This window comes from Methanothermococcus sp. (assembly GCF_015523155.1).
In the GTDB taxonomy this organism is placed as follows: domain Archaea; phylum AGJL01; class Methanococci; order Methanococcales; family Methanococcaceae; genus Methanofervidicoccus.
Window position 1 is genome coordinate 1 of record NZ_WAKW01000039.1, and the last position, 12,413, is coordinate 12,413.

The 12,413-nt window shown below is 29.6% G+C and carries 14 protein-coding genes and 1 pseudogene; 3 read left to right on the top strand and 12 right to left on the bottom strand.

Translation table 11 applies throughout. The features are described 5' to 3' along the window. On the bottom strand, nt 1–1,397 hold a 1,397-nt coding region (locus F7B34_RS04120; protein ID WP_292460572.1), incomplete at its 3' end, for an RtcB family protein. A gap of 120 nt (nt 1,398–1,517) precedes the next feature. Between F7B34_RS04120 and F7B34_RS04125 the strand changes: the two genes are divergently transcribed. Together F7B34_RS04125 and F7B34_RS04130 are read left to right on the top strand one after the other, a co-directional pair. Next, the gene (locus F7B34_RS04125; RefSeq protein WP_292460573.1) at nt 1,518–1,934 is read left to right on the top strand and encodes a DUF371 domain-containing protein; all 417 of its coding nucleotides are present in this window, start codon (nt 1,518–1,520) and stop codon (nt 1,932–1,934) included. A gap of 19 nt (nt 1,935–1,953) precedes the next feature. After that, the gene (locus F7B34_RS04130; RefSeq protein ID WP_292460574.1) at nt 1,954–2,847 is read left to right on the top strand and encodes a site-specific DNA-methyltransferase; all 894 of its coding nucleotides are present in this window, start codon (nt 1,954–1,956) and stop codon (nt 2,845–2,847) included. Between the two features lie 35 nt (nt 2,848–2,882). Here the strand turns inward: F7B34_RS04130 and F7B34_RS04135 are convergent, their stop codons facing one another. The 11 genes from F7B34_RS04135 to thiL form a co-directional block, all read right to left on the bottom strand. Continuing rightward, entirely contained in the window at nt 2,883–3,350 is a 468-nt protein-coding gene (locus F7B34_RS04135; protein ID WP_292460575.1) for a restriction endonuclease, read from the bottom strand. Next, on the bottom strand, nt 3,347–3,574 hold the full coding sequence (locus F7B34_RS04140) for a hypothetical protein (protein ID WP_292460576.1): 228 nt from the start codon (nt 3,572–3,574) through the stop codon (nt 3,347–3,349). Before F7B34_RS04140 ends, F7B34_RS04135 begins: the two co-directional genes overlap by 4 nt. Nucleotides 3,575–3,603: 29 nt before the next feature. Next, nucleotides 3,604–4,260, bottom strand: a complete 657-nt coding sequence (gene aroD, locus F7B34_RS04145; protein WP_292460577.1) for a type I 3-dehydroquinate dehydratase — start codon at nt 4,258–4,260, stop codon at nt 3,604–3,606. Next, nucleotides 4,257–4,643, bottom strand: coding sequence for a hypothetical protein (locus tag F7B34_RS04150; protein ID WP_292460578.1), 387 nt, complete (start codon nt 4,641–4,643; stop codon nt 4,257–4,259). Before F7B34_RS04150 ends, aroD begins: the two co-directional genes overlap by 4 nt. A 304-nt stretch (nt 4,644–4,947) precedes the next feature. Then, a complete protein-coding gene (locus tag F7B34_RS04155) occupies nt 4,948–7,353 on the bottom strand; it encodes a DEAD/DEAH box helicase (protein ID WP_292460579.1) in 2,406 nt (801 codons plus the stop codon). Between the two features lie 16 nt (nt 7,354–7,369). After that, nucleotides 7,370–7,843 carry an archease gene (locus F7B34_RS04160; RefSeq protein WP_292460580.1) on the bottom strand — a complete coding sequence of 158 codons (474 nt, stop codon included), beginning with the start codon at nt 7,841–7,843 and terminating at the stop codon, nt 7,370–7,372. Nucleotides 7,844–7,872: 29 nt separating this feature from the next. After that, nucleotides 7,873–8,895, bottom strand: coding sequence for an RNA 3'-terminal phosphate cyclase (rtcA, locus tag F7B34_RS04165; protein ID WP_292460584.1), 1,023 nt, complete (start codon nt 8,893–8,895; stop codon nt 7,873–7,875). Between the two features lie 59 nt (nt 8,896–8,954). Then, on the bottom strand, nt 8,955–9,380 hold the full coding sequence (locus F7B34_RS04170) for a hypothetical protein (RefSeq protein ID WP_292460581.1): 426 nt from the start codon (nt 9,378–9,380) through the stop codon (nt 8,955–8,957). Between the two features lie 170 nt (nt 9,381–9,550). Beyond that, nucleotides 9,551–10,369, bottom strand: a complete 819-nt coding sequence (locus F7B34_RS04175) for an NOL1/NOP2/sun family putative RNA methylase (RefSeq protein ID WP_292460582.1) — start codon at nt 10,367–10,369, stop codon at nt 9,551–9,553. Further along, a complete protein-coding gene (gene artE, locus F7B34_RS04180) occupies nt 10,350–10,877 on the bottom strand; it encodes an archaeosortase family protein ArtE (protein WP_292460583.1) in 528 nt (175 codons plus the stop codon). Before artE ends, F7B34_RS04175 begins: the two co-directional genes overlap by 20 nt. A gap of 41 nt (nt 10,878–10,918) precedes the next feature. Continuing rightward, nucleotides 10,919–11,875 (bottom strand): thiamine-phosphate kinase, encoded by a 957-nt coding sequence (gene thiL / locus F7B34_RS04185; RefSeq protein WP_292460585.1) that lies wholly within the window; start codon nt 11,873–11,875, stop codon nt 10,919–10,921. 283 nt (nt 11,876–12,158) lie between these two features. On the opposite strand from thiL, the pseudogene F7B34_RS04190 reads away from it, so the two are divergent. Continuing rightward, a pseudogene (locus F7B34_RS04190) lies at nt 12,159–12,413 on the top strand (TIGR01177 family methyltransferase); the annotation flags it as partial.

Below are 12,413 nucleotides of genomic sequence, written 5' to 3' on the forward strand. Positions count from 1 at the left end.
GTAATTAATAGAATTTTATCATCTTTGTAATATGCATAACCAATTTTAGATAAGAAATTATAGAGCTCCTTATTATTTGAAGTTATATATAGTCTGTACATGATTTTCTCATTATATTCCCTAACTTTATAGAGTTTTGCATTTATATCAAATTCTTTTAGTATATATGCTAATTCATTTAAATATTCTGTAAGTTCATTTTCAATATCCTTTGTCCTACATATCGTTAAAGATATTGGACTTATGGTGTATTTGTGATTTTTAGTGATTGATATTGGCTTACTCCCATCCGCTCCAAACAATCCCGATAAGAAATTTGCTTTTACCCACTTTGGAGATTTTTTTATCCAGTTTGGAACTTTTGGAATCTGGTTTATTTTTTTGCCAATTGGCATCCCAAGTTTGTGCATAAATAATGCAAATGCTTTGGAGGTTATTTTTATATGGTTGTCTTCACATGAACTTATATATTCATCCCCCCATGCATTTTTTATTTTAACATCTCTATTTCTAGAATATATTTTCGAAGCTTTTACACCTAATTTCTCCAAATCATTCTTAACATTATTTAATGTTTCTTTCTTTCCATAATATGCAACATATAATCTTTTTCTATCTCCGTTTTCCTGAACAATACTTCCATCACCAAGAGCAAAACCCAACAATCGTGCTATTGCTCCTATTTGTTTATGATTCATTTTTAACGGCAATAAATCCCTTTCTTTTAAGTATTTTACTATTTGAGTATCATATTCTTCAAAATCCTTTTCATCCAATATTGTATCATTGGATGGTTCTTCATACTCTACACCTTCAAAGGGATAAACTATAATGCCCTGCCTTTCCTTTAACATTCCCATTGGAATATACCCCTCAGGTGTTAAAACTGGATGGTCTACACTACCCTCCAAAATCCTTCCAAATTCTGTTTTTATTCTTAATATATTTTCTTTTGCATCCCTTTCAGAAACAAGCAATACATTTGAATAATTTTCTTTACCTTCCTTTACATCGTAAATTTTTACACATAAATCCAATTTTTCTTTTAAATTCTCTAATTTTATAAGGTAGTTATCCTCTGTTAATATTTTTGAGTTTGGTGTGAGACATGATATGTCAAATCCAACTCCTCCGGGGCTTATTACTCCTGTTTTTTCGTCAAATGCCGCCACTCCGCCTATACAAAAGCCGTAGCCGTAATGACAGTCCGGCATTGCTAAGGAATACTTTTGAATACCTGGCAAACAGGCAACATTCGCTACCTGTTCAAGCACATCGTCTTCCAAATTTTCAAAGAGCTCATCATTTAAATAAACTCTACCGGGAACATTCATTTCCTTTTTATATTTTGGGAGCTCCCATACATTTTCCTTAACCTTCACCATGTTTTCCTTCATCGTATCACCATCTATGTAATAATTAAAATAAATAATATAGCAATTAAAAGATGATTAAAATAGTAATAAATTATATCATTTACTATATCTATTACATACTTATAAAATTATGGTGAAATTATGGAAGGTTATATAATTACAATTCATGCGAAGGGACATCCAAATGTTAAATCCACCCATAAAACAACATTGGAAATTACAAAAGAAGATTATTTAACACCAACGGGAGATTGCATTATTGGAATAAACGCCGATAAATCCATGGTTGATTTTTCAGAAGAACTTAGAGAAAGAATCAGAAATTCTGATAAAATTATTGTAGAAATTATTGTTAGAGATTTGAAAGAAACCATTATAGGAAAAGGGCATAAAGATTTAATTTTAAACCATCCAACCGATATAGTAATAAGAAAAAGCAATTTCATCTGCCCAAGAACATTGATGATAAATGCAGATAAAAGTGCAAAGGGGTTGAACCGCGAAATTGTGGAAAGATTAAAAAAAGGAGAAGATTTAATTTTTAAGATAATTATTTAAAATTTTATTTGGTGATATTGTGGAATCTAATAAAATATATTGTATGGATTGTTTGGAAGGTATGAAATTAATAGAAGATAATGAAGTTGATATAGTAATTACATCACCACCGTATAATATTGGAATAAATTATAACAAATATAACGATAATAAATCAGATGATGAATATTTAGCATGGATTGAAGAAATTGGAAAAGAATTAAATAGAATATTAAAAAAAGATGGTTCATTCTTTTTAAATATGGGATATACATGTAGTAATCCATATATTGCATGGGAAGTTGCTTTTAGATTGAGAAAATACTTTAAACTCCAAAATGTAATTCACTGGATAAAATCAATAGCCATTCAAAAGGAAGATGCAGGCAATTACCCTAATATAATTGGAGATATTGCTGTTGGACATTATAAACCCGTGAATAGTGATAGGTATTTAAGCAACATGCACGAGTATATATTCCACTTTACAAAAACTGGAAACGTAAAATTAAATAAACTGTCAATTGGAGTTCCATATCAAGATAAAAGCAATATAAAAAGATTCAATAGAAAAAATGATTTAAGAGATAGGGGAAATACCTGGTTCATACCTTATGAAACAATGCAATCAAAAAACAAAGAAAGACCACACCCTGCAACTTTTCCATCAAAATTGGCAGAAATGTGTATAAAATTACACGGTGTTGAAAAAACTAAATTGGTGTTAGACCCATTTATGGGATTGGGCAATACTGCCATTGCATGTGTTAAGTTGGGAGTTAATTTCATTGGTTTTGAAATTGATGAGTATTACTGCGATATTGCTAAAAAAAGATTAGATGAAAAAATTAAAAATAAAAATAATGGCAATATCCTTAAATTAAATACTACTGCCAATACCTGTGTTGCTTCTCTCGATAATTACATAAAATAAAAATATAAATACTAAATATAATAATGTATATGGAATTATTTGCTATATAATACTAATTTATCATCGTATAACTCCTTATTAGATGCGTTAAACTCTCTTTTTATTGAGCCATTCAAATAATATAAATCTACTATTTTGAAACCTGTTGCATAGTAATTATTATTTATTTTTTCAATTTTAAATGAAATTACAATATGTGGTGCATCATGAGTTATTTTAAATCCCTCTTTGTCATTAGGAGGCGATGCGTAAAAGGACCTCTGAGTAGTATCTACATTTTTCTCATTATATGTTTTTATTTCAATATAAACTACTCTGCCATCATTTTCAGCTTTCCCACCATGCCAAAATTCAATATCAGGATAACCTGTTGATTTACGCCTTCCATTTTTAGTTTTGGGCGTATCTGCATAACCATATTTAGATAGTGCCTCTTTAACATAAGGTTCTATATGGTTTCCCACTTCATTTACTCGTTTTGGAGTTTCTCCATCTTCTTTCATACCTTTTTTATGCCCTTTGTATTTTGTACATTCTTAATTACTTCATCAGATGCTTTTATTAAATCATTTATAAGTTTTTTATCTTCCTCATTGGTTGATGAATCCAAAGGTATTACTTTGTATCCGCTGATTACCCTTATAAATGTGGAAAAAGATATTTTTTCTATTGGCTGTAATATCTGTCTTAATATCAGTTCAATTTCATTATAATAATCATTATCCATGTTATCGCCCAATCATTTTATTTATTTTATTATTTCAGGAGCTCCCATATTTTCTTCAACTTAACAACATCAACTTGACCCGGTGCCGAGCTCCTACCTTCCATAGATGAAAATGTTAAGATGCTACCAAAATCGACCCCTAAAATTCTCGTTAATTTACCCTCTTCACCCATGCCTATGCCTATTATTTTGTCTTCAAACTCATTTACAACCTTTAAAATATTCAAAACATCCTTTTTAGATTTTGCCATTGTGGCAAACTTTGCAACATCCCCAATTTCAAGTTCTTTTTTAACGATTTGTAGGAGCTCATCATAATCTGGTGTTTTTTCAAAATCATGATATGATACAATAATCTTAGTTTCTGAGTTTATGCTGTCCCTAAATTCAACAAGTTCCTTATTTTTTTCTTCTTTTAACTCAATATCTATGAATTTCGCATTATTTTCAATTGCTATTTTGTATAATTCCATTCTTTTGTTATTATCTTCATTATATTCTCCACCTTCCCAATCTGCCCTTATTGTAATAATTGATGGATATTTTGCCATTTTTGCTATATCTTCCTTATCTACATTTTCAAGCATATCCACTCTAAACTCCACAATATCGGCAGCTTTTAAGGCATTTTCTGCACTTTTTAAAGCATCATCTACATTTTTATCAATTACAGGAATGCAAATCATATCTTATCGCCTCTTTCAATTAATGCATTTTTTATACCGTTCAATCCAAGAATATAATTAACATCCTTATATTTATCAAATAACACATACATTGGGATATTATTTATTTTTACTATTTTTTTGTTTTTCTTTTCTAATATTTTAACATGTTTGTATGGATAAAAACTACTACCTGCACCAATGCCATTTTCATAAAATCTTATTTTTATTGGGATTAATTCAAAAATGGATAAAAATATCCCATATATCAAAATTTTATTTATATATGCTGGTAGAGTCAATATTTCATTAAATTGAAGGAAAAATATAGTATAAATATCCATTAAAACTAAAATCCATAAAACATGCCATTTTAACGGATAAAATGCCCATTTTTCCTTCAAAAATTTTCCTTTATCAATTTGAAATGGGACTGTATGGTTATCTTTTTTAAATATTTTCTTAATTAATTTATTATAGATGCAATCCGACCCAAATAAAACAAATATAAACAATATAGGAAATAGCCAATAACTGTATGGAGGTGTTGCATCAAGAAATGGTCCTAACTTCCTAAAAACTAAAAATACCGCCCATAATGAGCCAATGGTGATTGTCGCCCTAAGTATTAATTTTATATGTTTATCTAAATTATACCGTATTTAAATAATAAAATAACCTCCCCATTATTTCACCATTTTAGTTTATTTATTTTTCATATTTCTCGGTTAAAACTGCTTTTATCTTTTTTGCCGTTATTTTCCCCACCCCCTCTACCTCCCGGAGCTCCTCCTCAGAGGCATTCACAATATTTTCAATAGTGCCAAATTTCATAAGTAAATTCTCAGCAGTCAGAGCTCCCACATCTGGAAAACTTTCAACTATAAACCTCTGCCTTTCCTTTAATGACATTGGTTTTTTTCCTGTTCTTATTGCTACTGTTCGTTTAGACCTTAACTGCTCCCTTTCAGCCATTTTTACCAATATATTTGCCGTCTCTTCTGCATCCTTTGAAAATATTACCGGAATATTAAAATCAAGCATTATAGAAATTACCGCACCATTTACTATTTTTTCAGATAATCGGAAATAATTATCCCCTTCTATGATTAAAATTGGTCTTTCATATTTTTTCAAATCCCTCAATTGTTTGAATAATCTCTTATCTATTATAGAGCTCTCAAAATCCTCTGCGGTTTTTCTCTCTACAATTACCCTATCGCTTATTATATAGTCCCCATTTTCAAGATTTTTAAATTTTAGCTCTGCTTTATCGAATAAATACCTACTTACAATTTTTTCCCTGTTATCTACTATTATTTTTATAGGTTTTTGGGCATTTTTAATTTCTGTATTGTCGGTTTTTATATTTTTATTTACCTCTTCTTTTTTATTCTCTATTTCACATTCTGTTTTAATCTTATTTTCTTTATTTTTTTTAGCTTCTTCTTTATCCTCTTTATCCTCTTTATCTATTTTATTTTCATCTTCCTTATTTTCTTTATTTAGTATGTAATCAAGGGTGTTTTTATCCTCAATAATATATTTATCCTTATATTTTTCTTCAAGTTTTTTATTCAATATCTTCTGCATATCCTTTAAAAGACTCTTCATTTTTCTTTCCTTATTTATTGCAGACCAATAATAGCCCTCATCCCTGCTGTCTTTTGTAATTAAAATAATACACTCCCCGCCTTCACCTCTGGAAGCTCTACCTCTCCTCTGTATAAACCTTACCTCAGAAGGCACAGGCTCATAGAATATTACATAATTTACACTCATTATGTCAATACCTTCCTCAGATACGCTTGTGGAGACTAAAACATTTATATTGTCGTCATTTTTGAATTTTTCAACAGCCTCAACCTGTTTCTTTTGAGACATTCCCTTTCCATCTTTGTTTGACTGTCCCACAAATGGTATTGCATTTATACCCTTTGAATTAAGAACATTTACAATTTTATCAACTGTATCCCTATATTGTGCAAATATGATTATTTTTTCTTTATTTCTTTGGTTTCCATTTTCATCTTTATTTTTATTATCATTTTTATCATTTTTATCCTTATTTTCATTTAATATCTTATTAACAATCTCAACAAGTTTTTCCATCTTTGGATGCTCAATTTCGGAAGTCCTTAGCTTATACACTGCCTTTAAAACCCTACTGTCTCTTACAATTGCCTTTGCCGACTTTGTATTTTGACTTCCCAATCTTTCATAGTAGTTTAAAAATGCCTCCTTTCCCTGACACTCCAAAGTTTCAATGGCATAATCCAGTTTTATAGCTTCGGAAGCTATTTTTATGAGCTCATATTTTGAACTATCAGGTATTGTCATAATTTTCTTTTGAAGCATTAGGAGCTCCGATTTATTTATATTTATGGAGTAAATTATTTTGTTATCTCTAAGCACTTTTAGCCTTTCTTTGAAAGCATTTTTAAGTAAATTAATACATTCCCCATATTCCTTTGGGAGCTCTATCTTTACAGGTCTCAATTTAACGGTTTTTATATACTCCCTTACATCTGCATCGTCGTATGTTCTGATTTCCACATGCTCAATTCCCAAATTTTCGCATATTTCAAGTACCTTATCAATATTTGACCCAGGAGAGGCTGTTAATCCAAGAACATGTGCCTTATTTCTGAATACAGATGCTACGAAAGTATAAGAATGATTTCCAGTTGTATGGTGTGCCTCATCGGCAATAAGGAGCACAAAATCATCGGTATTAATCCTACCTGCTACAATATCGTTTTCCACAATCTGCGGTGTGGCTATAAATATTTTTCCCTCTTCCCAAAGCTTTTTCCTCTTTGTTGGTGCTATTTTTCCAGTTAAAATTACTATTTTACCCTCATCGATATTTAAAAAAGTTTTTAAACTGTTGTAATGCTGTTCCACCAATGGACGAGATGGAGCAACGATTAAAACCTTCCCATCCTTTTTTGAAAGCATTCCCGCAATTGTGAGAGTTGCAACCGCAGTTTTTCCAAGTCCAGTTCCCAAAACACATAGGGTGTTCTTTTTTAAAGCATTTGCTACAATTACTTGCTGATATAATCGTGATTCCATAGTGTTTGGTTTTATAAGTGGGTGGTTGATATACATGAACTCACCAAAACATTTATAAATCAACGATATATTTTATAACATATTCGTTATTTTCCTTTTTAATTTCCATTTTATGATATGTTATTGCCTTTACCTCTTCCTTAGGTTCGTGTTTTTCTTTATCCAATTTTTCACCATAAGCTACGCATTTTAAAATATATTCTTCCTCCTTTTCATTTTCATTATTTTCATTATTTTCCTTCATTTTTTTTTGTTTATTTTCTTTTTTATATATTTTAATATCAAAATCTGAGAATATTAAGTACTCACTATCCATTATTATTAGGAGCTCCGTTAAAAAATCATAAAGCAAACTGTATAAATCCTCTGAAACTATTTCGATTTCCCTTTTAATTTTTTTTTCAACAGTATCTATATTTACCATCAGATTAGATAGTGCTTTTGCAGATTCCTTAAATGCCTCTTCAAGTGTCTTCCCTCTGGCAATAATACCCATATCTGCCATAGTTTCAAAGTATTCAAACATGTTTCCACCTATTTTATTATTTATATATTTTATATCACATCGCATTTTATTAAATATCCGTTGCAGTTATTTTCGCAATATTTTGAAATATTAAATTTCACATCTAAAAAGCTTTCAACCACATATATATTTGTTAAAGTATGGTTTGTAATCTCAGAAACTCCAACAGTGGATTTGGAATAATATAAAAAGGGTATTATCTGGTCTCCCATGTATTTATCCAATGCCATGCCAGTTTTTAACTCCTTTAATAGATTTTCCACTGCAATCTTTCCAACCATCTCAGACCTTAAACCTCTTTCACCTAAACAGTGAGCTCCTATTGTTCCACATTTTAAAAATATCCCAACGCCGGTGGAAATACCTTTTGTGTTTTCTATTTTTATATTCGGCATGTAGCCGTTCTTCATAAGAATGTCGATTGCTGATTTTCTAATCCTTCTGGGAATATTCTCATCTAAATTCTGATTAAAAACTATGCCCTCAACAAATTTGTTTTTGCTTTTGTCGAGCTCTATTAAATCCACAGGTTTTAATGTTAAAGGATTTAGTTTTAATTTAACCTCTCCGCCCCCTTCTGGATAAAATCCTCTTTTAATTATATCGACACTACCGCAGTATCCCATTTTACCCAAAATATCCAGTGTAATACTTTTAATATAGTCAATTGGCGGGGCATTTTTCACATCAGTTCCGCCTTTTATAGTTATATTCACCGGCTTATCTATTGCAAGACCCAAAGGTAAAAGAGTCTGAATAACCAGAGAAATGCTACCTGCTGTTTTAATATCTAATTCAAAATCCTTTGCAGATACTTTTTTTGGATAAAATTCTAAAATTTCAGAACCTACCTCTAATCCCTCCACTTCTGCATTACATAATTTTTTAACTGCCTTAACACATGCCACATGCTGATGAGCAAGCCCAGAATTTCTTCGTTTTTTTCTTATATTTATTATTTTAACTGGATTTTGTGTTATTGCAGATAATGAAACCGCTGTTCTAACAATTTGACCGCCACCTTCTAAATAACTACCATCAATAATGACCATGTTTTTATTCAAAAAATCACCTTAATATAATGTATATCTTATATTTCATAATATTTTTTCTAATCATCTTTTTTCAATAATCTTTTTATTATAAAACTAATGGTGTCGAGCTCATCATTAGATATTTCCTCAGATTTTATGACATTTAAAATTTTATGAATTTTTAAATAATTTTTCTTATAAACTTCAAAAATTTTTTCAGAATTTTCCGTCAATTTATAAATCTTTTTTTCTTTCCCTGTTTTTGTTTTTTCAATGGATTTAACTTCTAAAATTTTCAATTTTTTTAGTTCCTTCAATGCATTGCTAATGGTTTGTTCTTTGACATAATGAACATAATGATTTTCAATATCAATAGATTTTAGATTTTTAATATTTTGATTGAGTTTTTTTGTAATATTGTATATGGTTAATTCATCCCCTTTATTACCAAGAGTTAGTATATACTCCATTATTTTTAATTTATCATGAACTTTTTTTGGCATTACCTATCTCCCTTTTAAAATAAACTTCAAAATAAAATGCTGGATTTTTTGAATATGTCTTTATATACTTCATAAGTTTAGTATATGTTAGAACTTAAAAGGGGTGAGACAATGGCAGCTCCAAGAAAACCAAAAAATCCAAAAAATTAATTATTAATCCTTAAATTACTTTAATTTTTAATTTTTCTAAGTTTTGCTATAAAGAATGGTTCATTTGGGGGAACAACCTTCAAAGTTCCCCCCACTTTCCCCTCAATTACATTGATTCCTTTTAAATCATTCTTAAATTCACCAACATCCACTAATTCAATATCTCTTCGAGTATTTAATATGTATTCAATTACATCCTCATTTTCTTCAATCTCTGGTGAGCAGGTGCTATATACAATTTCCCCGCCTTCTTTTAACATGTCGATACCGACATTTAGCATATTTTTTTGCCTAAGGGCACAATATCTTATGTCTCTTTTGCTAACAACCCTATTTTTATCTTTTATAGGATTTCCAGTGCATGGGGCATCTAGAAGTATTTTATCAAAGAGCATATTAAATTTTTTTAGCCTTAATGCGTCCATATTTAATAGTATGGTATTTGTAATACCCATTCTATAAATATTGGATTTTAAACTTCTCATTCTTTTTCTATTTAGCTCATTTGCCACCACAACTCCTTTGTTGTTCATTAACTGGGATAAATGAGTTGTTTTTCCACCGGGGGCTGAACACATATCAAGAACAGCATCAGTGTTCGAAGGATTCAGCACCAATGGGGGAATTGTAGAGGATATACTTTGTAGGTAGTAATATCCAAATAAATACTCCGGTGTAGCACCCATTGAAAAAGGAGCTCCTTTAACTTTAAACATATAATCTAAAAATGTATCCTCCAACTTTACTCCTTTGCTCTTTAATCTACCTTTTAACTCTTTTGGAGTTATTTTTAAAGTATTAACCCTAATATATTGTGTTTCAACTGTTGCTATTGCCATTATTTTCCCTCATTTTATCCAGTATTTTCATATAAATCATAGAAGCCATTACAGTCATAATTGGAACGGTGGTATATCCAACTATATCATGTATAGTATGCACTTTATTAACAAATAACATTCCAAGAGCTCCGACCAACACTATTCTTAAAATGTTTCCGAAATAAACTAATGCCAATAATGGCAGTCCAATAACTACCTCTTTAATATTTCTCGATAATGCCAATACTAACGCCAAATATATCGAAATTAACCATAAACCAGTACATACTCCTATTACCTCTATTTTTAAGTTATTTAAATAAATGTAGCATCCATTGTATGAAGCATCAGTGAATAAATTTAGAATTAAATAACTTTGATATGCCACAAGGTTTATTAATTTAACTCCTAATGGTTCTAAAATTAAAAATAAAACAATACAGTAAATAAAAAACTTAACTAAAAATTTAATATTATTTTTTATGGAATTTTGGTTATTATATTTATTTTTATCATATTTACCCATAATACCCCATAATATATATTTTGCATTATTTTATTATCTCATTATTTAGACCACTTATGAATATACCCTCCAAATTTAAATTCATCACCATCGATATAATGTCCATCATCTATCACTTTTCCAATTTTTATGGATTTAGTGCCCAACCCACTGAGCTCATCCTCAACATCATCATATTTTTTTGTTGTGAATAGGAGCTCCCACTCTTCACCACTATTTAGAGCAACGTCTATTGGATTTAAATCAAATCTATCGCAAAATTCTATCACATCCTTTGGAATGGCATTTAAAAGTTTTTTTGATGAGATTTCAAAATTCCCAACATAGCGTAAATCCTTTCCAAGACCATCCGATACATCACAGCAGGAATTAACATATTTATTTAAAGCAATCCCCTCTTTAACCCTTGCTCTTGGTTCAGATAATTTTTTTATAATATTTGGATACTCATTTAAAAGATTTTCAAAACCATTCTTATCAATTATTCCTTTATCCTTCATTTCAAGAATTTTTAACCCGCAATAGACTCTTCCAACATTATTTGTAATTATTATATCGTCCCCTACTTCACCACCCCGATATATTGGATTACTTGTAATTCCAAAGGCAGTTCCGCATAATGTAAGTTCTTTTGATTTATTCGTATCCCCACCAACAACAGGACACTCATATTCTTTTGCTATGAAATCCATCCCTTTTGTAAGTTCTTCTATAAATTCCTTTTTTGGATAATTAAAACCCATTGAGACTACAATTCCCAACGGCTTAGCACACATTGCCGCTATATCTGATACATTTGCAGTAATTACCCTCATACCAATTTGGAATGGAGTTAAAATTTCTGGAAAATGTGTAGATTTAAACATCATGTCGGTTGTAATTGTTAAATACTGATTTTCCAATTTAAAAACTGCACAATCATCTCCAATAGCTTTTACTGCCTTTCCAGTGTATTTTATATTATTAGATATAGTTTTTATGATATCCAGTTCATTCATAATATTTTTATCCACTGAGTTCACCTAAATTTTAAACCATCTAAATTTCAAATTTTCAATAACTATATATATTAGTATTATATAATATACTTTGGTGGATGATGACCGGAGTAGCTTCTGATTTATGATGATAGATGGGCGAGCTGACACCGCTTTTTTAAAGAGATTTTTTAAAATTTTATAGGTTAGAGTTTTTCTGATTTATTTAATTATTTAAATATTATTAAAATATTTTTTAAAATTTTTTATTTTTTAAAATTTAAATTTAAAATTAGTGGATATTATGAATACGATGAAAATGGGATTTTTACTTGGAAAAGAACATGAAACTCTTCCATATTCAGAACTAAAAGCGCTTTTGGAGATATACAATATAAATAAAAATTTAACTGTATTCAACAACTATGCTGTATTGGATAATTTAAAAACAATGGCAAAAAAAGAAGAATATATAAAATATATAAAAAACATGATAAAAAGAAGTGCATATATAAATGAAGGTCATTTAATTGTTTTTGAAATGAAATATATAAAATAT